Consider the following 24,731-nt stretch of genomic DNA (forward strand, 5'->3'; position numbering starts at 1 on the left):
TCAACGGGAAACCGTACCCTAAATGAACTGTTTCTATTACCTTAGAAACAGTTCATTTTTTCGGCTATGGTAACCCAACCCCAACCTCGCTACTCCGTTCAGTGGTTTGAGCAGATTGGACAGATTTCGCAGCAAGCTTGGGATGATTTGGCAGTTCCCCTAAAAACGCCGTTTTTAGAGTGGCACTGGCTCAATAATTTGGAGACGTCTGGCAGTGCGATCGCACGCACAGGATGGTTACCCCAACATCTAACGGTCTGGCAGGATCAGACTCTGGTAGCGGCGGCCCCACTCTATGTCAAAGGCCATAGCTATGGCGAGTTTGTGTTTGATCACCAGTGGGCAGATGTGGCCTACCGCATGGGGATTGAATATTATCCCAAGCTCTTGGGGATGACACCCTTTACCCCTGCAGAGGGCTATCGGTTTTTAATTGCCCCCGATGAAGATGAGGATATGCTGACGGGGCTGATGGTCCAGGTCATCGACGGCTTTTGCGCCCAAAATAATTTATCGGGCTGTCACTTCCTATTTGTTGATCCAGATTGGCAGCCTGTGATTGAACGCAATGGGTTTAAGGCATGGCTCCATCACAGCTATATTTGGCAGAACGAAAACTTTTCAACCTTTGATGATTACCTGGGGGCGTTTAATGCCAATCAGCGCCGCAATATCAAGCGAGAACGCAAAAGCGTTGCCAAAGCAGGACTAGAACTCCGAACCTATCAAGGGGAAGAGATTCCTGACTTTCTCTATGGTCGAATGCACCACTATTACCAAGACACCTGCGACAAGTTTATGTGGGGCAGTAAGTATCTGACTCGACGATTTTTCCTGGATCTGCAATCCACCTATGCGGATCGAGTTATTTTTGTGGCGGCCTATCCAGAGGGGGATATTCAACAGCCTGTAGGCATGTCTTTTTGCTTAACAAAGGGTGAACAGCTTTATGGTCGCTATTGGGGTAGCGATCGGGAGTTTGACTGCTTACATTTTGAGGCTTGCTATTATTCGCCCATTGAATGGGCAGTGGCTCAAGGGATTCAGCGGTTTGATCCGGGGGCCGGGGGCAGGCATAAGAAACGACGGGGTTTTCGGGCAACGCCAAACTACAGTTTGCATCGGTTTTATGAACCTCGTCTTCAACAAATTTTCCATCACTATATTGATGAAATTAATGAGGATGAACAGCGAGAGATTGACTATATCAATCAGGAATTACCCTTCAAGCAGAAAACTGGATCCTGATTCCCTTTGGTGAAAATTGACGCTTCCCACAACCAATTGCTAGTTTGAATAGACTTCGTTATTTCTGAAGGAGGTCCATCATGCAACGTCAACCTCACGGGCAATTTTTTTGACCCAGATAACTCATTAGAACAAAATCGAGACGATTGGGAAGAGGAATTTCTTTGACCTCAATTCTCACTTAGACCAGCTCGATCACCTGCAATACTTTTGAAGTATCCAGCAAACGTCGTCAAGGCTATCCCTCCGAAACCCGCGTTAAGCGGGGACACCGGGTGGTCAATGGCCAGAAAGAATTACAGGAAAAATTAGGCAGAAAAGACCCTTGCCCCTGTGGTTCTGGTCGCAAATTCAAGCATTGCTGTATGCAGAGTGGTCGCTTTGACGGCTCACTCAGAGACTACTATTTCCGAGAGTAGTGAAGCCTGGTCTACAGGCATAAAATCAGGAGCTTGAGCGAACCAACCGGGCCAATGACACTTCCATCACATCCGTCGTTTGCCCAAATACCGAAAAAGCTAACGCTTCCCGATAAACCCGTTGGGCGGGATGGTCCATCAAATTGGCTCCACCCCGCCCACTAATCACAGCCGCATGGGCACAGCGATTCGCCAATTCAATCGCCCAGGCTCTCAGCTGTAGACGTTTGGGCACCGTTAACTCAGGGGTTTGCTGCTCCTGGTAAATTGCCAATCGGCACGACTGTAACTCCTGATCCAATAATTGTCGAGCCGGATCTACAAAGTCTGGTAGCTTCTCATTAGAAAGAATATCCAGTCCAGCCTGAGCACATCCCAAAGCAAAAAAGCTATGGTGCAGGCTATTTTTCTGATCATTGGTATGAATCCAGTCCGGTGGACGTATCACCACAACTGCATCCTGCGGAAGTTGCCAACGGTTCAATCGAACCTTCACCGTCTGGGTAGCCCCCATGGCCGCCAAAGGTAGTGGATCGCTGCAAGTGATTATGCCCCCAGCTTGAGAAACTGTTGCCAAGGGCACTAAACCAAACACCGCTTGTCCATCCGCCAGTTGGGCTCCAACAATAAAGTGCTTAAAACAACCATATCCAGTGACCCAAGGAACTTCACCCGTAATTTCATAACCCGTATCCGTTTCAATAGCCTGCACTGGGGGTGGATTCTGGCGGCGCAGATGAGAAAAACCAATCCCAACCGACACCTTGCCACTACTCAAGTGGGGAAGATATTTTTCCTGCAGCCCCGTATTGGGACTACGAGCAATGAGCGAGGCTGCACTTTGATGTTGGGTTTGTAAAAATGCCAATGCCCCCGAATAGCGACTGACCTGTTCTTGAAACTGGCGAAAGGTCAGCTCATCAAGATCTTGTCCACCCCATTCCTGGGGAACACGCAGCCCCAGCAGTCCCTGATTTCCCAACGCCTTCAGCGCCTGAAATAAAGACTCAGAATGCTGGTCAATCTGCATTGCTTGCGGCGCAATCACTCCTCGCAAAAATGCCTCAGTCTGCTCAAGAAACGTCATTCAATTCGCCATCTGTGCCAGAAAGTCTCTAAAGTCTCTACTCACACCCCCAAGATCCAGAACTGAGCGAAGCCAATCCCAATCCAACGACTTAGGACGCTGCTGGAGCTAGTTCTTCCTCTTCAGACTCCTCTTCTTCAGACTCTTCTGCTTCCGCCATGTCCAAAGTCGCCCGCGGAGCTTCAGAAAAGATCAGCTCATCCTCATCCCAGTCCACCATAATCGTGTCGCCACTAGTAAACGTATTTTCCAAAATTTTGGTGGCAATGGGATTTTCAAGTTCTCGCTGCAAGGCCCGCTTCAAGGGACGAGCACCATAAACCGGGTCATACCCGGCTTCCACAATATGTTCTAATGCTTCATCGGAAAGCTGAATGGCCAACTTCTGTTCCGCTAACAATGCTTCAATTCGCTTCAACTGAATCTTGACAATCGATCCAAGCTGCTCACGATTGAGAGTATGGAACATGGTGATTTCATCGATACGGTTGAGAAACTCGGGACGAAAGTGCGATCGCAACGCCTCCAACACTTTCATCTGCATCTCTAGGTATTGTTCCTCTTCCTCCGTCGCCTCCGTAATATGCTCACTGCCAATATTGCTAGTTAAGACGATAATCGTATTGCAGAAATTGACGGTCCGTCCCTGAGCATCCGTGATTCGGCCATCGTCCAGCACCTGCAGCAGAATATTAAAGATCTCTGGGTGGGCCTTCTCCACTTCATCCAACAGCACCACCGAATAGGGACGTCGCCGCACCATTTCCGAAAGCTGTCCCCCTTCTTCATAGCCCACATAGCCCGGAGAAGCACCTACCAGCCGGGATACAGCGTGCTTTTCCATATATTCAGACATATCAATCCGAATAATGGCGTCTTCCGTGTCAAACAGAAACTGGGCTAAAGCCCGAGCCAGCTCGGTTTTACCCACCCCGGTTGGCCCCAAAAACATAAAGGAACCAATCGGTCGATTCGGGTCTTTCATCCCCGCTCTGGCTCGACGGATAGCCGCCGATACCGCTTCCACGGCATCTTCCTGGCCAATGACCCGTTCATGCAAATGATCTTCTAATTGCAACAGCTTCTGACGTTCTGACTCCAGCAGCCGACTCACTGGAATCCCCGTCCAGTTGGCGACGACCTCGGCAACATCTTCTTCCGTCACTTCTTCTCTTAGAAGAGTGGGGCCCTGGGCTCGAATCGCCAATAGTTTGGCTTCATGCTCTTCCAATTCCTGCTGCAATGTGGCCATACGGCTATAGGTGAGCTGGACGGCTTTTTCGTGGTCAAACTCTCGCTCTGCTTTTTCAATCTCAACCCGAACCTGGGCTTCTTGTTCTTTGAGGCTATTGATTTCCTCTAAAACCTGTTTTTCCGTCTTCCATTGTTCTTCCAAAGACTCACGCTTGGGCAATAGCTCTTCAATCTCTGCCATCACCCGCTGCAAATGATCTTCCGAAGACTCATAAATGCCGCCAATACTGGAGCGTTTTTGCTCCTGTTCTAGAGACATCTTTTCCATCTCTAGCTGCATGACTCGCCGCTCAATTCCCTCTAGTTCGCTGGGTTTTGAGGTCATCTCCATCTTCAGCTTAGCCGCCGCTTCATCCACTAGATCGATGGCCTTATCGGGCAGAAACCGATCGGCAATATAGCGATCTGAAAGAACGGCTGCTGCGACTAAAGCGGAGTCAGTAATTTTGACGTTATGGTGAATTTCGTATCGATCTTTCAACCCTCGCAGGATTGAAATAGCAGAATCAACCGTCGGTTGATCAATATAAACCTGCTGAAACCGTCGCTCTAAAGCCGCATCTTTTTCAATATGCTTGCGATATTCATCAAGAGTGGTTGCTCCAATACAGCGTAATTCCCCTCGTGACAGCATCGGCTTAAGTAAATTGCTGGCATCCATGGAGCTTTGGCCTGACCCTGCTCCCACAACGGTATGGAGTTCATCAATAAATAGAACAATCTGACCATCGGAATGGGTGACTTCCCGCAAGACCGCCTTGAGGCGATCTTCAAACTCACCACGATACTTGGCACCGGCAATTAAGCTGCCCATATCTAGGGTAATCAACTGCCGATTTTTCAAGGATTCTGGCACATCGCCATTCACGATACGCTGAGCGAGACCTTCTGCGATCGCAGTCTTCCCCACCCCCGGTTCGCCAATCAAAACAGGATTATTCTTTAACCGTCGAGACAAAACCTGAATCACTCGCCGAATCTCATCATCCCGACCAATCACCGGATCTAGCTTTCCGGCCTTGGCTCGCTCCGTTAGATCGCGACCATACTTTTCCAGGGCATTATAGCGAGACTCCGACTCTTGATCCGCCACCTTTTGGGTGCCCCGCATCGCCTTGATGGCTTTTTCCAGATCGGTACGGGCAATTCCCTGGTCTCGCAGCAGAGACTGCCCCACCCGAGCATCTTCAGCAAAGGCCAATAAATAGTGGTCAACGGAAATAAACTGATCGCCTCGATCCTGCCGTAGGGCATCTGCCTGATCAAGAAGACGGTCCAAGCCTGGACCTAAGAACAACGCCGTTCCTTCGGCAACCTTAGTCTGTCGCTCAGCAAAGGCCGTTAGCTGTTGCAAAATCTGCTCAAAATCAACTTTAGCCTTGTTTAAAATCTTATTGGCTAATGGCTCTTCCTCTAATAGAGAAATAGTTAAATGCTCAACCTCTAGTTTGTTATTACTAAACCGTCGCGCTACATCTTGAGACTTAACAATCGCCGTCCATACCTTATCAGTAAACTTATCAGGATCAGTAGGTTGCATACAAAAAGGAGACGGCTGGGTCTGAATTTTTTTCAGGACTAGTATAACAAGCTATTCCATTGGATACGGTATGGCCGCAAAGAGTTCACAGACACCATCGTCAGTTCACGATTTCTGTCCCTTCACTTGGGCCTTAATACCCATTCGATCCTCATCCGCTAAACCTGAGACATTGCAAACCGAGGCAAACAATCCATCAGCTCCGACATTTTAGGTAACGCAGCATCTTTCTTCGATAGGATCGGCTGGTCGATGGGCCAGTCTATGGCCAAGGCCGGATCATCCCAAGCCACCCCTTGCTCATCCGTTGGGTCGTAAAAATCACTGCATTTATACATAAAATCTGCCGTCTCGCTTAAGACACAAAAGCCATGGGCAAAACCAGGTGGAACATACATCTGTTTATTGTTTTCACCAGAGAGATACTCCCCAAACCACTGACCAAAATAGGGTGACCCCCGTCGTATATCAACAGCTACATCAAAAACCTCCCCCGCACTGACCCTGACTAATTTCCCTTGGGGAGACTTCAGCTGAAAGTGGAGGCCTCGCAATGTTCCATGGGCAGACCGAGAATGATTGTCTTGAACAAAAATCTCATCAATACCAGATGCTGTATACCGTTGGCGATGATAAGTTTCCAAGAAAAAGCCCCGTTGGTCCGAAAATACACGAGGTTCAATCACTAAAACACCCGGCAAAGGAGTTTCTATCACATTCACAGGGGTTGACCTCCCTCTTCCAGCACTCTCAGGAGATACTCTCCATAACTGTTCTTGCACAAATCTCGACTTAATTCTTTAACTTGAGCAGCTGAGATATATCCCATTCGATAAGCCACCTCTTCCACACAGGCAATCTTCAATCCTTGTCGTTGTTCAATCGTCTCCACAAAAGCAGCCGCTTGCAGCAAACTTTCATGGGTGCCCGTATCTAGCCACGCCACCCCACGACTCATTTTCTCAACTTTTAATTGTCCTTGTTTGAGATATGTTGTATTGACATCCGTTATTTCTAATTCCCCTCTAGGAGAAGGCTTCAAAGTTTTAGCAATATCAACCACTTGGTTGTCATAAAAATAAAGCCCCGTCACTGCGTAATGAGATTTTGGGTGCTGGGGTTTTTCCTCAATATCCGTAACCTGACCTTGTTGATCGAAGGCTAACACCCCGTACCGCTGTGGATCCTTGACCCAATAGCCAAACACAATCCCCCCCTCAGTGAGTCGCGATATTTGCTGAAGTCGCTCTGCTAGTGCCGATCCATAGAAAATATTATCTCCAAGAATCAGAGCAACCGAATCATCACCAATAAAGTCCTGACCAATAATAAAAGCTTGGGCCAAACCTTCAGGTTTAGGTTGTTCTGCATAGGAAAAGGTTAATCCCAGCTGATGACCATCTCCAAATAATCGCTGAAACAACGGTAAATCTTGAGGGGTAGAGATAATCAGAATTTCCCGGATCCCCGCCAACATTAAGGTTGAGAGGGGATAGTAAATCATGGGCTTATCGTATACAGGCATTAGCTGTTTAGATAGCACCCGAGTAATGGGATAAAGCCTAGTACCTGAACCGCCAGCCAGAATAATTCCTTTCATCAGTATTATCTCGGCAATCTATAACTGCAGCGTTCTTTCTTCAAACTATGCCCATCTAACTGGAGATGTATAACATGAGCAAAGCTCTCTTACTGCTGAGTAGCCGTTAATCCCAACCGTTGGCGTTCATACTGGTCGGATGTAACCTGATCACACCATGCCTGATGGTCTAAATACCACTGCACCGTTTTCCTTAATCCAGACTCAATAGTGACTTGCGGAGACCAACCCAGGTGTTGTTTGATTTTAGAAAAATTGATCGCGTACCGTCGATCATGCCCCGGTCGATCTTGCACAAAAGTAATTAAATTTGCATGGGGTCTGTGGGCTGAATGAGGAAGCAGATCATCCAAAATTGCACAGATTTGTTGGACGAGCCAGAGATTCGTTTTTTCCGCGTTCCCGCCAATATTGTAGGTTTCACCCATTTCCCCTTGAGTCAACACCAGATCTATGGCTCGACAGTGATCTTCCACAAAGAGCCAATCTCGAATATTTTGCCCATCTCCATACACAGGCAACGGCTTGCCCTCAATTGCATTCAAGATCATCAAAGGAATTAACTTCTCTGGGAATTGGTAAGGGCCGTAGTTATTGGAACAGTTGGTAATTAACGTTGGCAGATTGTAAGTGTGGAAATAAGATCTCACCAGGTGATCGGAGCTGGCTTTGGAGGCAGAATAAGGGCTATTAGGAGCATAGGCCGTCGATTCCGAGAACGGAGGATCTACAGCCGAGAGGGTCCCAAAGACTTCATCCGTCGAAACATGCAGAAACCGAAAGCTGTTTCGTTCAGCCACAGAGAGGTTCTGCCAGTAGGACCGAACCGTTTCTAATAGGTTGAAAGTGCCAACAATATTCGTTTGAATAAAGGCATCTGGGCCATCAATGGAACGGTCTACATGGGTTTCAGCTGCAAAATTGAGAATCGCCCTAGGACGATACTGAGTTAGCAAGTCTTCAACAAGCTGACGATCACCAATATCCCCTTGAATAAAGATATGGTCTGGATCAGACTTCAGGGAATCTAAAGTAGATAAGTGGCCTGCATAGGTCAACTTATCTAGGTTCAATACCAAGCCTTCATCATTCTGCCGCTTGCGCAAAACATAGTTTGCGCCAATAAAACCGGCTCCCCCCGTAACCAGAATCGTCATGATATTTTGTTTTTTAGTAATTGACTCGTCAATTTACCTTAGCTAAGCAGAGGTGGGTTGAACAATCCCCCGCTCCTGTAAAAATTCAATCACCTGCTGTGCACAAACCTCTAGGGAATCTTCCCCCGTCTTCACGATAATCTCTGGTTCTTCAGGTGGCTCATAGGGAGAAGAAATACCTGTAAAGTTAGGGATTTCTCCCGATCTAGCCTTCTTATATAACCCTTTTACATCTCGCTCTTCACAAACTTCTAGACTAGCTTGGCAATATATTTCAATAAAGTCACCTTCTGGAACCAATTCACGAACACGATCTCGATCAGCCCGAAATGGAGAAATAAATGCCGACAAAACAATGATGCCTGCTTCCGTAAATAGTTTAGCGACTTCACCAATTCGGCGAATATTTTCAACTCGATCTTCACTCGAAAAACCAAGATCTGCACACAAGCCGTGGCGAATATTATCTCCATCGATAACAAAAGTTCGGCAGTTCATCTTAGATAGGGCATCTTCAACGGTGTGAGCCAGCGTCGATTTACCCGCACCAGATAGTCCCGTAAACCAAAGGATAGTACTCAGGTGGCCATTTTGCTCCTGTCGGTTCTGGCGTGTGACGGTAGACTTATGCCAGACAACATTAGAAGATTTCATAATCATAATCAGTGAGGAATTTAGGAGCGCTCTACGGCATTAACATCAGCTTTTTTCTTCTTTTTCTTGGCTTTCGACTGTTTGCCCCCGGAATTCTCTCCATAATAATCTTGAGCATAGTAATAATAATAACTATCTGGCTCGTTTTCAGGTATAACACCATTAATGACAAGTCCTAAAACCTTCTGGCCAGCACGTTCCAATGCATCTTTCGCAGATTGAGCAGAGCCAGTGTCCACCAAGCCTGGACGAGTTACTAAGAGAACACCATCCGTCATTTTACCGAGTAGAAGAGCATCGGCAGCAACCGCTAGCGGTGGAGAATCAATCAGTACGTAATCATAGGCTTGATGAAATTCTTCAAGCAATACAGCCATGTGATGGGAGTCAATTAAAGGCACTGGATTAGGAGGTGTAACCCCTGCCGTCAAAATATCCAGCTGATCATCCTCAGGGCGGATAGCTTCATGCCAATCTTTTTGTTCTACCAAAACATTGCTCAGTCCTAAAGCGTTTGGCAACTCCCAAACCTGGTGTTGAGAAGGGCGTCTCATATCTGCATCGATAACCAATACTCGATGCCCCAGTTCACCCAATGCTAAAGCTAAGTTGGCCACAACGGTTGACTTCCCTTCCTTAGGGATGGAACTGGTGACCACAAAAACCTGCACATGATGATCCGAGCTCAGAAATTTAAGATTAGCCTGAAGCATACGATAGGATTCACTCACGGAAGAGCGAGGAGAATCTCGAACCACCAAATCAGGTGTGGGACGATCCAATCCCTTGCGGGTCATCTTTTCAGCATCTTTCAGTAATGGAATATTTCCTAGAACTGTGTAATCAAAGAGTCCTGTTGCTTCTTGGACTGTCTTAACAGAAGTATCTAAGGCTTCAAGAAGTAATGCGGTCCCTAGTCCTAGCAAACCTCCAAGGAAAAAACCAACAGCCAGATTAAAAGCTTTGCGGGGAGAAACCGGTTCTTTGGGTTCTAAGGCTGCTGCAATAACGCGGACATTACCAATATTCTGATTCTCACTAATCGTAATTTGCTGCAACGCCTTTAATAACTCTTCATAAGTGGTTTGAGCGACAATCCTATCCCGTTCTAGAGCAATTAATTGCTGCTCTAATTTAGGGATTATGCCTTGCCGACGTTTGTTTTCAGCTTGAGTTTGGGCCAGAGATAGAACTTGTTTCTCCAAGCCTAAGCGCTCAACTTCAGCTTCAACCAAAGCATCCGTCAGGGACTGCCGGGATTCTCCTGCTTGCAGATTACGAAGAGGTTGGGGTTGTTTTGTCTCAATAATTTGGCTTGTTTGTTCCCCTAACACCCCTTTCAGAGCAATCCTTTTTTCTTTAAGATCAAGAACGGTGGGGTGGGTAGGTTGAAATACTTTTAAGGCTTCAGCAAGTTCTCGCTCATTCTCTTGGTAATCGGCAAGGGCTTGTTGAACCACCGTCGATTGGCTCAAAGCATTGATGTCTTCTCCTTGCTGAGGAGTCAGTCCCAATTTATTTCTAAGGGCGCGACTTTTGGCCCTGGCATTGATAAGAAGACTTTGCATCTTAGCTGCTTCTTGGTAAAAGTTGCCTTCAACCTCCACAGACACTTTAGCTTCTTCTTCTAAAGCAATAATTCCGTTCGTCTCCTTAAACCGCCGTAAGGATAGATCCAGATTTTTTAGTTTTGCAGCCACCTCTGGAACCTGTTTTTCAATAAACACCCTTGCAGAGGCCGCTTCTGCTCGGTTCGTTTCAATATTGTTCTTGAGATAATCATCCATCAGCCGATTCACAACATCAGCGGACTCCTTAGGGTCAATGCTTTTGTAGGTGACCTTTAGAACATCGGTATCTCTAACGTTAAAAACAGTCAAGGCTTCTATGAAGTCCTTGGTTTCTAGGGGTTGATCCTCATCATCGACTAGCTTCAGTGCAGTAATGGTTTGTCTTAAAATTGGCTCTGAACGAATAATCTCTGCTTCCGTTTGAACCGGACTACTCTTACTAGACAAGGCTTCTAAGCCCCCCAGCCCACCAATTTCCAGGTCAGCAATTGTTGCACCGCCTTGTTTCTTCAACAAAAGCTTACCTTCTGCTTCATAAACAGGCTTTTGCAAAAATGTTGCCAATGCAGTCAGAACAAAAACCGAACCAAATACGGCCGTAGCAGGTATCCATCGACGTCTAAGTATGCGGAAGTAGTTACGGACATCGATGCTTTCATGTGAATACTCATTACTCATTGGCAATATGGGGGTCTTCTCAATTCATTTCAGAGCAAAGGGTTGAGGATAATTTAGCTGTCAGCTATCCAAATGGCAAATTTCTTTGAAGGTTACCATCTCAATTTCCCTAGAATGGAACATTACTTTTGCATTAAATCATTCTTCGGTGAAGATTTGAGAAGTAGAGCTGGATGTCCAATAATTGGCACATACATGGTTTTCCCCACTTCGGTTAAAAATCACTGGTTCCCTTGGGGAATTATTGTATTCCGTTCCCAGAAGATTTCTTGGGCAAATCCTTGAATAGCTGGGTTGGAGTCAGCTAGTTCGATACGCCGTTCGGACAACAAGCAATACTCCTCATCAATTTCTATGCCGATAAATTGTCTTTGCAGTTTTTTAGCCACAACAGACGTTGTGCCACTGCCCAAGAAAGGATCTAGAACAGTATCTCCAGGGTTGCTACTTGCCAGTATGAGCTTTGCAACTAATTTCTCGCTTTTTTGAGTGGGGTGATCAGTATTTTCTGGCATGGACCAAAAAGGTATCGAAATATCAGTCCATAAATTAGACGCAAAGGTATCTCTAAAGTTGCCATTTTCCGTTTGAGACCAATCTTTAGGAGACCCATCTGGACGACGATAGGGTGCTAGTACCCGTCGTCGTTGCTTCACAGCCTGACTATTGAAGGTGTATGAGTTCGAGTTTGTGCAAAACCAAATATCTTCACTCGCATTTTTCCAATTTGAATGGGCGCCTCTCCCTTTCTCGCGCTCCCATGTGATCCGGTTCCGGACCTGAAAATGAGAAGTTGCAACTGTGAAAATTGAAGCCGATGAGAACCAGTCACCACAGATATATATCGAGGCATCAGGACGTAGTAGGGGTTTGAGCTTAGAACAAATATAATCTAACCATTCGGTATAGGCTGCAACAGATTGCTTGGCAAACGTTCGACCATTAAAGACTTTATTCAAGTTATAAGGTGGGTCAAGAATTAACAAGTTGATACTGCCTTGAAGCAGTTTGGGAGCTATATCGAGGCAATCTCCTTGAATCGTAATATCGACCTTCGGTGATGTTTTTGTAATATTTTTGACGAGTTTCAATCTCAATCGCTCACGGTCTGCCGTACTGAGGGTCAATGTACGGTTCATAGGAGCTCTTTTCTTTTGCGTTTGAGGTAGGTCTGACATAATCAGGTGTCTTACCTATATAAGCAGTTCCAAGAGGGAGCCTAGCACCTAAACTAATTAAAGTTAGCTCAATTTCCACGAGTTTTGATGAACAAAGCAGATCTGGCAAAAGCAATTTATGAAACATCCCATATCACAGGTGAGTTTTTACTGCGATCGGGACAAATGAGCCATGAGTATTTTGATAAATATTTATTTGAAGCAAATCCAACTTTGTTGAAGGCCATCGCCGAACATTTAGCCGCCATGATCCCCACTCCTGTGGATGCCTTAGCCGGCTTGGAAATGGGCGGCATTCCGATTGTGGCAATGCTATCTCAAATCAGTGGATATCCATCCCTTTTTGTCAGAAAGAAGGCGAAACCGTACGGTACCTGCAAACTAGCGGAGGGAGGAGAAATTGAAGGAAAACGGCTAGTCATCATTGAAGATGTGGTGACTTCAGGTGGACAGATCAAACTTTCAGCCCAGGACTTACGTTCCCTAGGCGCTACGGTTACGGACGTCATGTGTGTCATTGATCGTGAAGCCGGTGGACAAGCCAATCTAAATGCTGAAGGTTTAACGCTCCATCCCCTATTTACGATGACAGAATTAAAGCAGTAAGCTCAATAGTCCCTTAGCCTCCAATGGCTTACCTTCAAATTTGCTCCTAGAACAAGAACCAGATGCAACCGTTGCTTTCAATTATGGATTGAAAAATAGTGATACGGCTTTTCAGATTACACCCGGTTGGTTGGGCAAGGAAGATTGCGGGCTTGATGATGCGATCGCATCTACCGATCACGATTTTTCTATGTTTTTCAATCTTGACCGGATGTAGTTTCTTCTCAACTTTCCCCCAATCAAAGGTTGACCACTTAGCTCTCGGGAATCCTAGTCAAGCCAGAGTCGTCTTGGCCAACAGTAATAATTATTTGATGGAAAAGCCTCAATTTGCCCTGTCTTACAACCGCAGCAAGGGAATTCCCAACTGGGTGAGTTGGCAGCTTGATCAAACTTGGTTAGGAGACGTCGAACGTCGCAATGATTTTCGAGCGGATCAAGGCTTGCCGCCAAAATGGGAGAAAGTTGACTCAAGAGACTATACCCGGAGTGGCTATGATCGAGGGCATATGGCTCCTTCTGGTGATCGAACTAATTCAGAAGTCAACAATTCTGCAACCTTCGTCATGACCAATATTGTGCCCCAGCGGCCAGATAACAACCGAGGGCCATGGGTTGACCTGGAGAATTACTGTCGAGATTTAGTGGATGAAGGCAAAGAGCTATTCATTATTGCGGGAGGATATGGGAAACGAGCTGCGATCGCAAAAGGAAAAGTCACACCTCCCCAAAGCCTCTGGAAAATCATCGTCGTAATGGATGAGACAACATTAGGTGTAAATGGTATTTCTACCAATACTCCAGTAATTGCCGTTGATATTCCCAATAAGCAGGGGATTAAATCCCATGAATGGCAACGGTACATTGTCACCGTCGACCATTTAGAACATGAAACGGGGTATGACTTCTTGTCTAATATCCCCGACCCCCTTCAAGCTAGATTAGAAAGCCAAAAAGCTGTTTTAAGCACATGAAAGAGCAGGCTGCAAAAGTCATGCTCAGCACTTCCTCATAATCTGTACCCCACACTCCACGCCCACTCTAGACACGGCAATAGAGACATCTGAATATGATAAGATCCTCGGATGGCTCTTACCGAGTTCAATCCTATCCTGGCAAAGTCTAAGCCCATTCCGGTTAGTTTATGGTATCCCTCCAACCACCAGATATCAGCTCATCTACTCCAATCGCGGAGACCTCTCCCAATCAACAAATACTTCCCCTATCTGCCAAAATTGATCAAACAGGACAGATGGTTATTGGTGGATGTTTGGTTACCGATCTCGTTAAGCAATTTGGCTCTCCCCTATACATCGTAGATGAACTCACCCTAAGGACTGCCTGCCAACAGTACCGTCTCTCATTTCAAAAATTCTATCCTGGACCATCTCAAATCCTCTACGCCTCCAAAGCCTGGAGCTGTATGGCTATCTCCGCACTAGTCGCTAATGAGGGCTTAGGACTAGATGTAGTATCGGGTGGTGAACTATACACCGCCCTACAAGCAGGCGTGGATCCTGAAACGATCTATTTTCACGGCAATAACAAATCAGTGCCTGAGCTGGAAATGGCGCTGTCTTGTGGCTGTACCATCATTGCGGATAACTGGCTTGAATTAGAACAACTCACAGAACTCCTCGACACAATCGATGCCTTGCCAAACCCTCCTCGGGTCATGCTCAGAATTACCCCTGGTATTGAATGCCATACTCATGAATATATTCGAACAGGCCATCTAGATAGTAAATTCGGTTTTGACCCGAACCAAATCGATCAGGCCTTGTCCTTCGCTCAAAAAAACCCTCAAATTACTTGGGTTGGCTTTCATGCTCATATCGGGTCTCAAATCTTTGAACTGCAACCTCATCAAGATCTCACCAGTGTGATTGTCGAGTGGTTAGCTAAAGCACAAGCTTTAGGCTTATCCATGAACGAACTCAACATCGGTGGCGGTCTAGGCATTCGTTATGTTGAGTCAGATGACCCACCCAGCATCGCTCAATGGTCAGAAATCGTCTGCAACGGCATTTCACAAGCCTGCCAAACAGCCAATATTCCACTTCCAAAGCTACTCTGCGAACCAGGACGCTCCCTAGTAGGTACATCCTGCATTACAGCTTACACGGTGGGAGCCAAAAAGAACATTCCCGATATCCGCACTTATCTTTCTGTAGATGGTGGAATGTCCGATAATCCCCGCCCCATTACGTACCAATCCGTTTACAGTGCTGCCATTGCCAACCACATGGACTCTTCTGCCACAGAGATCGTCACCGTAGCAGGTAAACATTGTGAATCTGGGGATGTCTTGCTGAAAGATATCCCTCTTCCTCCAAGTCAACCCGGAGATATTCTGGTAGTAATGGGAACAGGAGCATACAATTACAGCATGGCATCCAATTACAATCGAATCTCGCGACCTGCTGCCGTTCTTGTACAAAACGGAGATGCCAATTTAATTCTTAAGAGAGAAACTTATCAAGACCTTATTCGTCAAGATTGTTTGCCAAGACATTTAGAGCCATAGGTTGGTTAAACCTCATAGCGATAACCAAGCTAGCCCTCTATTCTCTAATTATTGCACTAATTACTGATAACGCTAAACTGACATAGGTATACGAGAAGGTTAGGCCAAAGGCATGGACGGGGTTAAGGAATGGCTGATAAACCATGACTGGGTTCAGACCTTTCGTTCCTTAATTGATATCAGCCTCGCTTTAGCTTTAACGTACATGCTGCTCTTAGTCATTGCTGAGCGGCGAACCCTATGGATGGTAAGAGGTGTCGTTTTTCTTGTTCTAGCAACCGTTGCTAGCAAACTATTGCAATTCAATTACCTCAACCAATTACTCACTTTCTTACTCATTGGCTCTGCCGTAGCCATGGCCGTCATCCTGCAATCAGAAGTCCGACGATTTCTGGAGCAATTGGGAAGAGGCGAACTGTTGAAAATGTTACGTCCCGCGCAGCAGGTCACCCAAAATCCAGATAACATCATCGATGAAATTGTTGATGCAATTAAAGAACTCTCCCAAAATCGGACCGGCGCTTTACTCATCATTGAAACTCGAAATATTCCGATTGATGAACGAGACTTTTCAGTACCAGGAATAAAGTTAAGTGCAGAAATTTCTCGGGAGCTCATTCAAACCATTTTTCAAACAACTACCTTGTTGCACGATGGTGCCATATTGATCCGAGGGGACAGGATCGTTTCAGCTGGCGTTATTCTACCTATTTCTGAACAAACCGCTTCTCGCCAATTAGGCACTCGCCACCGTGCAGCGATGGGGATCACAGAACGGGTTGATAATTGTGTCTGTATCGTCGTTTCTGAAGAGACCGGCTCCATCTCCCTAGCTGAACAAGGTATACTGAGACGCCCTTTAACTAGCAGTAAATTGAGAGAATTGTTGGCTGATCGATTAATCTTATCTGTGGATAGAGAAGTTGTCACCCCAAGCTTGAGAAGTTTAGGCAGGAAAATCAGAAAACAAATCTTTTCTTTGCTTTCTCTCATATTCCCATTGCTCAAATCTCGCAAGAATATATGACGTTAAATTCAAGTCTTCCAAAGCAACTCCCTTCAGACCTAGATGTTCAGCGACTACCCAAACATGTCGCCGTCATCATGGATGGTAATGGGCGATGGGCCAAGCAGAGAGGATTACCCCGCATTGTCGGACATCGTCGTGGGGTAGATACCCTGAAGTCACTCCTGCGTTGTTGCAAAGATTGGGGAGTCCAAGCACTCACAGCGTATGCTTTTTCCACAGAGAATTGGGGACGTCCGCTTGATGAAGTGGAATTCTTGATGATGCTATTTGAAAGGGTTTTGCGTCGCGAATTACAAGAGATGATTGATGAAGGCGTACAAATACACTTTGTCGGTGATTTAGAAGCTCTGCCGTTGACGCTACAAACAGAAATACAGCGAGCAATGACTGCGACAAAAGACAATCACACCATCAAATTTATCGTCGCCACTAATTACGGAGGTCGTAGAGAAATTATTCAAGCATGCCGCAATATTGCCTCTAAAGTTCAGCATAATCAAATCAACCTGGATGATATTGATGAAAGCTTATTTGAGCGGCATCTATATACAGCCGGAATTATAGACCCAGACCTGTTAATTCGAACCAGTGGAGAAATGAGAGTCAGTAATTTCCTCTTGTGGCAAATGGCCTATGCGGAACTCTATGTTACCAAGACCCTGTGGCCAGACTTCGATCGAGATGAGTTCCATCAAGCCCTTAAAGACTTCCAAGATAGGCATCGAAGATTTGGTAAAGTCAACTAATCATTTAGTAAGATGCTGCATATTTTGCATAAATTACTGATAAGCCTAAGTAAGCCCAGTTCAGATTAAGTCCATTTTTTAAGGTTCTTCTACTGAAGAAGACAGGTTTTCACTCACGGAAGACTAGGAGTTTTAGCATATCTCAAGCTTAGGCCAAGTGATAATACCCACTAAGGACCAGAAAACACTGCATCCTCAATATCTTGGCGACTTAAAGAGTACTTGAAGGTTCGTTGAATATCGCGTTCAGTGGAAACAGCTGGCACGTATACAACAGACAACTCCTCGATATCTAGCCATATTTCTGCCTTCCACTGATCACGCTCAACACGCCAAAGATGCAAATCCTGAGAATCTTGGTGGCATCCAAGCTGGTGAAGCCATAGCTCAATTTGAGGAAGAGGATGATTATACAGCGGAGTTTTAGGATCTGGTAAACAGGATTCAGTCATTAGCTAACTCTTACAACTTAGACACAAATTGATCGAGAGTATGTCACCTTTGCAAGTATGTAAATTTCGAAAGTAACAGCTTGGCATCTGAGATCAAGGCTAGCAGGAATTACTGAAATGAGTATAAACACTTAGAAATGAAGGTGACATACTCCCAAATTGATCAATAGTTGGGTGCTTAATTATAAAGAAAAACACAAGGCCAATGAAGGAGAGTTGAAGATGCCCATAACTCATCAAACGAGGCTCAATACTAAATCTTCCTAAAACCACATCATCATATGCTAAAAAGCAATAGAGAGAATCGTCTTACAAACTCCTAAAGAAAATTTCAAATTCATATCAGGTAAAGAGTAGCAAGTCCTACAAACATCATTTCTCCACGGGCAAAACCCAACACCACAGCCAAGATTAAACACCCTAAGAAGGTTATACACAAAATTAATAATGCAACAAGCTCGCCAGAAGACAAAGGGCGTTCTTGGATTTGAACCTGTGAAGATGCCAATGGATTATCTGAACTGCGCACCTTCTGCACGGAGGTATATTTGGCAGGCGAAACACCTAAACGATAATCATATGATTTTCTTAGTTCAGGACTACTCAAAACTCTATATGCATCATTAAGTTGTTGAAATTTTTGGATCGCAGTTTCCTTGGGTAAAGCCGTTGTGTCAGGATGGTAAACCTTGCTCTTTCTTCGATAAGCATCATGGATCTCATCACTAGAAGCTCCAGGAGAAAGATCTAGCAACTGGTAGAAATTTGAATCCATCGACATCACTCTAGTTCAAGCTTTTTATAATTCTGTGCTAAAGAATTCAACACTCAAAGAAATTCCTAATACATATTGTAAGCAAGCTCTATCTCTTAGTCGATAGAGCTTGCTTACAATATGTATTAGGAGCTAGCGAAATTTAGCGTAAATCACACTTAAACTGAGTAAACCACTGAATAACCCTTGATTAACCGATTAGATCGAAGATCTTGAACATAGGCAAATACATAGCCACAAGAATGGAACCAACCATACCTCCTAAAACAACGATCATCAAGGGTTCCATCACACTAGTCATGGCTTTAACCGCCTGTTCGACTTCATCTTCATAAAAATCAGCAACCTTCATCAGCATCTTGTCAATCTCTCCTGTTTCTTCCCCAACATTGATCATTTGAGTCGCTAGGAGAGGAAATACTTTTTCTTTTTGCAACGCTAAGCTCAACATGCCACCCCCTTGAATTTCTCGTCGAGCTTCATCAATAGCGTTAGATACAACCTGGTTTCCTGCAGTATCACGAACAATTTCGAGAGAATAGAGAATAGGCACACCCGAACGAGAAAGTGACCCAAAAGTTCGACAAAATCTAGCCACAGCCGTCTTTTGAATCAGATCACCAAACAGAGGCAACTTAAGCATGATTCGATCAATAGTTTCTCTGCCTGCTCGGGTTCGATAGTACTGCCGAAGGGCAAATGTGGATCCAAAAACTACAATGGCAGCTGAAATCCCATAAATCGGTGTTCTCAGAAATTCACTGAGATTCACCATAAATTGAGTAAATGCAGGTAAGTCACCACCTAATTGGCTAAATATGCCGTCAAATACTGGGATAAGGAAAATAACCATTCCCAAAAAGATTGAAACAGCGATAAAACCAACGACAACTGGATATGCTAGCGCTGATCGAATCTGGTTTTTCAAACGCGCTTGATCTTCCAGCAAAGTGGCTAGACGATTGAGAACCTCATCCAAAACACCACCTGTTTCACCTGCTTGAATCATGGCAACATACAGCTGATCGAAAGCAGCAGGGTGGCCCCTCATAGCATCTGATAAGCTAACGCCTTGTTGGACAGCAGCATTGACATCTAGAAGTGCCTTTTTAAGCTTAGGATTCTTACACTGTTCAGACATAACTCCCAAGCCCCTTACCAATGCAACCCCGGCATTGACTAGAGCTGAAAACTGTCTCGAGAACAAAGCTTTATCTTTAACAGTGATGGACTGAAGAAAACTCAGATCCAGCTCAGCATTCATGCTGAAGCCTTGAGATTCCTTTATATCAAGGATCTGTAGCCCTTGGCGTTGGATATTAGAACGAGCTTCTTTTTGAGAGGTTGCGTTTACCCTTTTTTGGCTTGATTTTCCTTGAGAGTCTCGCGCACGGACGACGTAAGTTGGCATAACTCAATTCTCAGCAGTAAATGAAGAAAGAACGAATGTTAGGTTTATACTCAATGCTTATCGCCGATAGGGTGCGGCACCAGAGCCACGTTGATTCCCCATAGGAGCTGCCCCCATAAGGCGTTGCATTTCATCAGGTCGGGAGGTTTTTGATACAGCAGATTCAAAGGAAATCGTACCTGCACGATACAGTTCTGCTAAAACTTTTTCCAACGTTACCATCCCCAACTTTCCACCAGTTTGAATCGCAGAATAGATCTGGGACGTTTTCCCTTCACGAATTAAGTTAGCAATTCCAGGTGTTGATACCATAATTTCTTGGGCCATGACTCGCCCAAACTCGCCTGGTTTTGGGTTCTTTCGTGTCACCAGCGTTTGGCTAAATACAGCGACTAAAGAGTTAGACAATTGCACTCGAACTTGAGTCTGTTGCTCAGGTGGAAAGACATCTACCATTCGATCGACCGTTTGAGCAGCTGAACTGGTATGAAGTGTCCCAAAAACCAAGTGACCTGTTTCTGCTGCAGAGATAGCAAGTTGAATGGTTTCGAGATCCCGCATTTCCCCAACCAGAATAACATCTGGATCTTCACGAAGAGCTGCTCGTAGCGCATTCGCAAAGCTTTTGGTATCTTCACCAACCTGACGTTGATGAATCAAACTTTTAATGGGTTCATAAACAAATTCAATGGGATCTTCCACCGTAAGAATATGCTCAGCCCGAGTTAGATTGATATTGTTAATCATGGAGGCAAGGGTGGTTGTTTTCCCTGAACCGGTAGGCCCCGTAACGAGGACCAACCCCCGTGGTTTTTCCGACATTTCTCGGACAATATTGGGGAGTCCTAATGTTTCGATAGAAGGAATTTTAGAGCTAAGAGCACGCAATGCCGCAGCATAAGTCCCTCGGTCTTTATAGACATTTACCCTAAACCGAGCTAGGCCCCTCACACCATAGGAACAATCTAGTTCCCATGTTTGCTCTAGCTGCTTACGTTGAGTGTTATTCAGCATGCTAAAGATAAGACGCTGACATTGCTCTTGACTGAGCGGATCATAATCAGTAGGAGTTAATTTTCCGTTGATACGAATGTAGGGAGGTAAGCCTACTGAGAGGTGTAAATCGGAGCCTCCCCGTTCAACGACCTCTTCCATCAGATCTTCAATCATGTAGTCCATAAATTGCCTCTTAATAGTCTCAGCTAGCGTAAATTGATTGATTCAGCAAATACAAAAAATATTTCATGGATTCCTGCATTAATCTTGGAATCTTGGTGTCGTGCAATAGGGACAATCCAACCACTCAGGTCTTAAATCTGCATCACAGACTCGACAAGTTAGAGATGTTTTGCGCTTAGCCTTAAGTTCAGCTTCTAAGCCACTATCTGTAAAGGTAACTCGTTCCACTTCAGCGAGAGTAGTATCCCCTTTCTTAACTAGTTCAAGACTGTAAGCTAGAAGGGTTTTCATTCCTTCTTCAACTGCTACTTCTTTAATCCGCTCGGTAGGAGCTCCCTCGGTAATTAGTGTTTGCAGGGTTTCAGTGATTTGCATGACTTCATAGACACCACAACGCCCTTTATAACCAATACCATTACAAGTTGAACAAACCGTTTGCCCAGTAGCTTGAGCGGTTTGAAGTTCATCAGCTGAGAGAGTATTCGCTTTATAGAAGGTAATCTCTGTGCCAGGAGAAGCAGATAACCCAAATCGGCCAAGCTCAGTGGGAGTAGGTTGATAAGGGACTTTACAGTCTGAGCATACTCGCCGAACCAAACGCTGGGCAACAACACCCAATAGGGACGCCGAAACCATAAAAGGCTCAACTTCCATTTCCGCAAGGCGAGCAACTGCACTAGCAGCGTCATTTGTGTGCAAAGTCGTTAGCACAAGGTGTCCTGTTAGCGCTGCCTCAATGGCAGTTTTAGCCGTTTCTTTATCTCGGGTCTCACCCACTAGAATGACGTCTGGATCTTGTCTTAGAAACGCTCTCAAAATTGAGGCAAAGTCCATTCCTTTTTCTCGAATCACCTGGACTTGGGTCAAACCTGGGAGGGTATATTCAATCGGGTCCTCAGCAGTGCTGATGTTGACGCCTGGGTGATTACATTCGGCTAAGGCAGAATAGAGAGTCGTTGTTTTACCAGAACCAGTCGGTCCTGTCACCAAAATTAGTCCAAACGGTCTACTGACCATTTCTCTGACAATGTTTAGACTATCTTCATCTGAAACAAGTTTATCTAATCCCAGTTGAGTCGAGGAGTTATCCAGAATACGAAGTACAATCTTCTCTCCATATCGGCTCGGCAAGGTATTCACTCGAAAGTCAATTTTGCGCCCTTGAAAAAGTCGCCGGATACGACCATCTTGCGGAAGGCGGCGCTCGGCAATATCAAGATCTGAAATGATTTTGAAACGGGAAATAACCGCAGGAATGATCTTTCTTGGCAATGGGTCAAAGGCCTGTTGGAGTACACCGTCTTTACGGAATCGAACACGAAGGTGATCTTCTTGGGGTTCAATATGAATATCAGAGACACCGTTCTGTAAAGCTTTAGCCAGAATTTTGTTAACTAGACCAATGATGGGAGCTGTTTCCGCATCTTGAAGAGCCGCCCCCAAGTCCGTTTCAAGTTCGTCACTAGGGAGATCATCTAAACCTGCGATCGCATCTAAGTCATCATCTAAATCGAACTCGATCGGCTTTTCATTTGCTTTTTGCTCAGCCGCTTGCTGATCGAGATACTTACTAATAAGTTGCTGATAGTCCTCAACCGCAATCACCATGCGTTGCAAGGTTAGATTTTTCTCTCTAAGAATACGCCCTAGATCGTCCAGAGCGCCTAAATTATCTGGATCAACCATTGCCACCAGCAATGTTGCTGGATCCGTTTCTTTATCAAGGGTTAGGGGAACCAGCTGATAGCGTCGACAGAGGTCAAGAGAAATATAATTCTGGATCAATTCTTCGATTTGATCCGTTGGAATTTGGCTTAACTCAAGATCTAAAGAGTCGATGCCATACAGTATTTTTAGTTCAAAAAGTTGTTGTCGTTTATATTGACGTAAAAGTTCTGGTGGTAAAGACTGTCCAGTGAGTCCTTGAAGAATTTCGACAAGTGAACGTCCTGAGCGTCGACTTTCTAGGGTCGCTTCCCGCATTTGGTCTTGGTCAACATAACCTGTTGAAATCAGCTTATTGCCAAAAGGGGAAAAATTGTGCCGAGTAACGAGAGCACGCCGCTGTGAGGAAGAGTTAACCATAGCGATGAAAGCGAAAGACCTAACCGTGGATATGTAAGCTTGAAAATAGACTTCCTTGCCAAGTCGAGGCAATGGCGAGGCTGTTCTCAGCATGCCCACATTTTTTGAGGTTTTTACAATCTTCCTGGGTATCAAGAATTCCATTTCCCTTGACATCAGCAATTTTAGAGTCCAAGTTAGCCAAACTTTAGGCCTCTGATCCAAGGGAGATTCCTAAAACAACTGCTAGAGTATATATAGGTTTAAAATATTCTCAACGTTAATATTCTCAGCCTTTTTCTACCATTAGACCTCATTACTAGCCTTAGTAAGTTTAGATTGTTCAAATTATCGATATTTGATGATTTTCTGGTTCAACTCTCTACTCAGAATTGGAATAGCAATATAAAATCAAGTTGTGGGAACAACTGAAAGGCAGGCTACTATATTGAGGCTTAAATCATCAGCAGTACTAAGGCTCCCAGCCCTTGGGGAGGTTTAATACTCTCATATTTGAGCAGGTCTGAGATACCATACGATTAATTACACTGAAACATGTTCGTTAAAGCTCACAACACATTAAGGTTGTAGAACTGTTAACCAAACTGTTTGTTCATGGAAGTAAAGAAAACAGGAGCATCATGAGCGAAGACGCGAAGCAGCACGAGAATACTGAGGCTAATGATGTAAATTACTCAGATGAATCTTCGCTTCATCAGGAAGAGTCAAACTCAGAGTACGAAGAATTAGTGGTAGACGACTCTGAAGAGTTGCCTTTAGATGCTTTAGAAGAACTAGTTTCATCTGCTTCGTCTGATGACGCCCCCCATACCTCGACTGCCTCACCGGAAGAAACATCTATACCTGAGCAAGAAGACTCATCAGAAGCGCTATCTCAGTTAGCAACGGAAGTTGAGACCTTAAAAAGTCAGTTAGACGAGCGCACGAGTCAGTATGTCCGAATCGCAGCGGATTTCGAGAACTTTCGCAGACGCACGGCGCGAGAGAAAACAGATTTAGAACAACGGGTAAAACGAGAAACGCTCAGTGAGCTTCTTCCCGTTATTGATAGCTTTGATCGGGCCAGATCTCATATCAAACCTCAAACCGATCAAGAAGAGAACATTCATAATAGTTATCAAGGGGTATACAAACAATTAGTGGATTGTTTGAAGCGAATTGGAGTTGCACCCATGCGTTCTAAAGGACAACCCTTTGACCCGAATCTCCACGAAGCTGTAATGCGGGAACCCACTAACGAATTCGAAGAAGGTATGGTTGTTGAAGAATTAGTCAGTGGATACTTATTAGGTGAACAGGTTCTACGGCATGCCATGGTAAAAGTTGCTGCTCCTTTAGAGCAAGAAGAGCCAGAAGCAGTTACTGAGGAAGAAGTAGCTGAGGAAGCCGAAAATGCTGTCTCTGAATAACTTTGCCAGGGTCTGAATCGTTCCCTTCTCACCTGTTTTTTGGGTTAATTTGCAGAAGGTTGATTAAATTCATGGGCAGATGAGGCACCCTACAGTATGAGGAGCATTTTAGAAAGCTCAATACA

General features: G+C 45.1%; 22 protein-coding genes. 9 read left to right on the plus strand and 13 right to left on the minus strand.

What is annotated here, in order from left to right; all coding sequences use genetic code 11:
- The first annotated feature begins 66 nt into the window (after positions 1-66).
- Complete coding sequence (locus AM1_RS01725) at positions 67-1,248, plus strand: GNAT family N-acetyltransferase (RefSeq protein ID WP_012161066.1); 1,182 nt, start codon at positions 67-69, stop codon at positions 1,246-1,248.
- Between the two features lie 275 nt (positions 1,249-1,523).
- Positions 1,524-1,667: an SEC-C metal-binding domain-containing protein gene (locus tag AM1_RS42815; RefSeq protein WP_012161067.1), complete on the plus strand. Its 144-nt coding sequence runs from the start codon at positions 1,524-1,526 to the stop codon at positions 1,665-1,667.
- A gap of 25 nt (positions 1,668-1,692) precedes the next feature.
- Here the strand turns inward: AM1_RS42815 and AM1_RS01730 are convergent, their stop codons facing one another.
- The 8 genes from AM1_RS01730 to AM1_RS01765 all read right to left on the minus strand — a co-directional run bounded on the left by AM1_RS01730 (position 1,693) and on the right by AM1_RS01765 (position 12,347).
- Positions 1,693-2,754: an acyl-CoA dehydrogenase family protein gene (locus tag AM1_RS01730; RefSeq protein WP_012161068.1), complete on the minus strand. Its 1,062-nt coding sequence runs from the start codon at positions 2,752-2,754 to the stop codon at positions 1,693-1,695.
- A 91-nt stretch (positions 2,755-2,845) separates the two neighbouring features.
- On the minus strand, positions 2,846-5,548 hold the full coding sequence (gene clpB / locus AM1_RS01735) for an ATP-dependent chaperone ClpB (RefSeq protein ID WP_012161069.1): 2,703 nt from the start codon (positions 5,546-5,548) through the stop codon (positions 2,846-2,848).
- Positions 5,549-5,706: 158 nt separating this feature from the next.
- The gene (gene rfbC / locus AM1_RS01740; RefSeq protein ID WP_012161070.1) at positions 5,707-6,270 is read right to left on the minus strand and encodes a dTDP-4-dehydrorhamnose 3,5-epimerase; all 564 of its coding nucleotides are present in this window, start codon (positions 6,268-6,270) and stop codon (positions 5,707-5,709) included.
- Positions 6,267-7,148 (minus strand): glucose-1-phosphate thymidylyltransferase RfbA, encoded by an 882-nt coding sequence (rfbA, locus tag AM1_RS01745; RefSeq protein WP_012161071.1) that lies wholly within the window; start codon positions 7,146-7,148, stop codon positions 6,267-6,269. Before rfbA ends, rfbC begins: the two co-directional genes overlap by 4 nt.
- A gap of 89 nt (positions 7,149-7,237) precedes the next feature.
- A complete protein-coding gene (rfbB, locus tag AM1_RS01750; RefSeq protein ID WP_012161072.1) occupies positions 7,238-8,305 on the minus strand; it encodes a dTDP-glucose 4,6-dehydratase in 1,068 nt (355 codons plus the stop codon).
- Positions 8,306-8,347: 42 nt separating this feature from the next.
- A complete protein-coding gene (gene cysC / locus AM1_RS01755) occupies positions 8,348-8,965 on the minus strand; it encodes an adenylyl-sulfate kinase (RefSeq protein WP_012161073.1) in 618 nt (205 codons plus the stop codon).
- Positions 8,966-8,979: 14 nt separating this feature from the next.
- On the minus strand, positions 8,980-11,208 hold the full coding sequence (locus AM1_RS01760; RefSeq protein WP_148215650.1) for a GumC family protein: 2,229 nt from the start codon (positions 11,206-11,208) through the stop codon (positions 8,980-8,982).
- A 221-nt stretch (positions 11,209-11,429) separates the two neighbouring features.
- The gene (locus AM1_RS01765; protein ID WP_049783813.1) at positions 11,430-12,347 is read right to left on the minus strand and encodes a DNA-methyltransferase; all 918 of its coding nucleotides are present in this window, start codon (positions 12,345-12,347) and stop codon (positions 11,430-11,432) included.
- A gap of 126 nt (positions 12,348-12,473) precedes the next feature.
- On the opposite strand from AM1_RS01765, the gene pyrE reads away from it, so the two are divergent.
- The 6 genes from pyrE to AM1_RS01790 all read left to right on the plus strand — a co-directional run bounded on the left by pyrE (position 12,474) and on the right by AM1_RS01790 (position 17,295).
- Positions 12,474-12,992, plus strand: coding sequence for an orotate phosphoribosyltransferase (pyrE, locus tag AM1_RS01770; protein ID WP_041658699.1), 519 nt, complete (start codon positions 12,474-12,476; stop codon positions 12,990-12,992).
- A gap of 40 nt (positions 12,993-13,032) precedes the next feature.
- Positions 13,033-13,209, plus strand: a complete 177-nt coding sequence (locus tag AM1_RS41975; RefSeq protein ID WP_012161077.1) for a hypothetical protein — start codon at positions 13,033-13,035, stop codon at positions 13,207-13,209.
- Complete coding sequence (locus tag AM1_RS01775) at positions 13,151-13,966, plus strand: DNA/RNA non-specific endonuclease (protein ID WP_012161078.1); 816 nt, start codon at positions 13,151-13,153, stop codon at positions 13,964-13,966. The genes AM1_RS41975 and AM1_RS01775 overlap by 59 nt, the downstream gene beginning before the upstream one ends.
- A 170-nt stretch (positions 13,967-14,136) precedes the next feature.
- The gene (gene lysA, locus AM1_RS01780; protein WP_012161079.1) at positions 14,137-15,519 is read left to right on the plus strand and encodes a diaminopimelate decarboxylase; all 1,383 of its coding nucleotides are present in this window, start codon (positions 14,137-14,139) and stop codon (positions 15,517-15,519) included.
- 112 nt (positions 15,520-15,631) lie between these two features.
- Complete coding sequence (gene cdaA, locus AM1_RS01785; protein ID WP_012161080.1) at positions 15,632-16,546, plus strand: diadenylate cyclase CdaA; 915 nt, start codon at positions 15,632-15,634, stop codon at positions 16,544-16,546.
- Entirely contained in the window at positions 16,543-17,295 is a 753-nt protein-coding gene (locus AM1_RS01790; RefSeq protein WP_010473380.1) for an isoprenyl transferase, read from the plus strand. Before cdaA ends, AM1_RS01790 begins: the two co-directional genes overlap by 4 nt.
- Before the next feature lie 170 nt (positions 17,296-17,465).
- Here AM1_RS01790 and AM1_RS01795 read toward each other — a convergent pair whose 3' ends face one another.
- The 5 genes from AM1_RS01795 to AM1_RS01815 all read right to left on the minus strand — a co-directional run bounded on the left by AM1_RS01795 (position 17,466) and on the right by AM1_RS01815 (position 23,197).
- Positions 17,466-17,747, minus strand: coding sequence for a DUF3143 domain-containing protein (locus tag AM1_RS01795; protein ID WP_010473382.1), 282 nt, complete (start codon positions 17,745-17,747; stop codon positions 17,466-17,468).
- 337 nt (positions 17,748-18,084) lie between these two features.
- Positions 18,085-18,522, minus strand: a complete 438-nt coding sequence (locus tag AM1_RS01800) for a J domain-containing protein (RefSeq protein ID WP_148215651.1) — start codon at positions 18,520-18,522, stop codon at positions 18,085-18,087.
- A gap of 190 nt (positions 18,523-18,712) precedes the next feature.
- On the minus strand, positions 18,713-19,933 hold the full coding sequence (locus tag AM1_RS01805; RefSeq protein WP_010473386.1) for a type II secretion system F family protein: 1,221 nt from the start codon (positions 19,931-19,933) through the stop codon (positions 18,713-18,715).
- A 57-nt stretch (positions 19,934-19,990) separates the two neighbouring features.
- A complete protein-coding gene (locus AM1_RS01810; protein WP_012161082.1) occupies positions 19,991-21,112 on the minus strand; it encodes a type IV pilus twitching motility protein PilT in 1,122 nt (373 codons plus the stop codon).
- A gap of 78 nt (positions 21,113-21,190) precedes the next feature.
- Positions 21,191-23,197 carry a GspE/PulE family protein gene (locus AM1_RS01815; protein WP_012161083.1) on the minus strand — a complete coding sequence of 669 codons (2,007 nt, stop codon included), beginning with the start codon at positions 23,195-23,197 and terminating at the stop codon, positions 21,191-21,193.
- A gap of 620 nt (positions 23,198-23,817) precedes the next feature.
- Between AM1_RS01815 and grpE the strand changes: the two genes are divergently transcribed.
- Positions 23,818-24,606, plus strand: coding sequence for a nucleotide exchange factor GrpE (gene grpE / locus AM1_RS01820; RefSeq protein WP_012161085.1), 789 nt, complete (start codon positions 23,818-23,820; stop codon positions 24,604-24,606).
- The last annotated feature ends 125 nt before the right edge of the window (positions 24,607-24,731 follow it).

It is taken from the genome of Acaryochloris marina MBIC11017 (assembly GCF_000018105.1).
Classification (GTDB): Bacteria; Cyanobacteriota; Cyanobacteriia; order Thermosynechococcales; family Thermosynechococcaceae; genus Acaryochloris; species Acaryochloris marina.

Bases quoted from the DNA above. Each gene is read 5' to 3' on its own strand.
- AM1_RS01790 (WP_010473380.1), top strand. From the start codon at position 16,543: ATGACGTTAAATTCAAGTCTTCCAAAGCAACTCCCTTCAGACCTAGAT.
- AM1_RS01725 (WP_012161066.1), top strand. From the start codon at position 67: ATGGTAACCCAACCCCAACCTCGCTACTCCGTTCAGTGGTTTGAGCAG.
- AM1_RS01765 (WP_049783813.1), bottom strand. From the start codon at position 12,347: ATGAACCGTACATTGACCCTCAGTACGGCAGACCGTGAGCGATTGAGA.
- pyrE (WP_041658699.1), top strand. From the start codon at position 12,474: ATGAACAAAGCAGATCTGGCAAAAGCAATTTATGAAACATCCCATATC.
- AM1_RS01760 (WP_148215650.1), bottom strand. From the start codon at position 11,208: ATGAGTAATGAGTATTCACATGAAAGCATCGATGTCCGTAACTACTTC.
- rfbA (WP_012161071.1), bottom strand. From the start codon at position 7,148: ATGAAAGGAATTATTCTGGCTGGCGGTTCAGGTACTAGGCTTTATCCC.
- clpB (WP_012161069.1), bottom strand. From the start codon at position 5,548: ATGCAACCTACTGATCCTGATAAGTTTACTGATAAGGTATGGACGGCG.
- AM1_RS01775 (WP_012161078.1), top strand. From the start codon at position 13,151: ATGCGATCGCATCTACCGATCACGATTTTTCTATGTTTTTCAATCTTG.
- rfbB (WP_012161072.1), bottom strand. From the start codon at position 8,305: ATGACGATTCTGGTTACGGGGGGAGCCGGTTTTATTGGCGCAAACTAT.
- grpE (WP_012161085.1), top strand. From the start codon at position 23,818: ATGAGCGAAGACGCGAAGCAGCACGAGAATACTGAGGCTAATGATGTA.
- AM1_RS01805 (WP_010473386.1), bottom strand. From the start codon at position 19,933: ATGCCAACTTACGTCGTCCGTGCGCGAGACTCTCAAGGAAAATCAAGC.
- AM1_RS01795 (WP_010473382.1), bottom strand. From the start codon at position 17,747: ATGACTGAATCCTGTTTACCAGATCCTAAAACTCCGCTGTATAATCAT.
- AM1_RS01730 (WP_012161068.1), bottom strand. From the start codon at position 2,754: ATGACGTTTCTTGAGCAGACTGAGGCATTTTTGCGAGGAGTGATTGCG.
- cysC (WP_012161073.1), bottom strand. From the start codon at position 8,965: ATGATTATGAAATCTTCTAATGTTGTCTGGCATAAGTCTACCGTCACA.
- AM1_RS01800 (WP_148215651.1), bottom strand. From the start codon at position 18,522: ATGGATTCAAATTTCTACCAGTTGCTAGATCTTTCTCCTGGAGCTTCT.
- lysA (WP_012161079.1), top strand. From the start codon at position 14,137: ATGGTATCCCTCCAACCACCAGATATCAGCTCATCTACTCCAATCGCG.
- AM1_RS01815 (WP_012161083.1), bottom strand. From the start codon at position 23,197: ATGGTTAACTCTTCCTCACAGCGGCGTGCTCTCGTTACTCGGCACAAT.
- AM1_RS01810 (WP_012161082.1), bottom strand. From the start codon at position 21,112: ATGGACTACATGATTGAAGATCTGATGGAAGAGGTCGTTGAACGGGGA.
- cdaA (WP_012161080.1), top strand. From the start codon at position 15,632: ATGGACGGGGTTAAGGAATGGCTGATAAACCATGACTGGGTTCAGACC.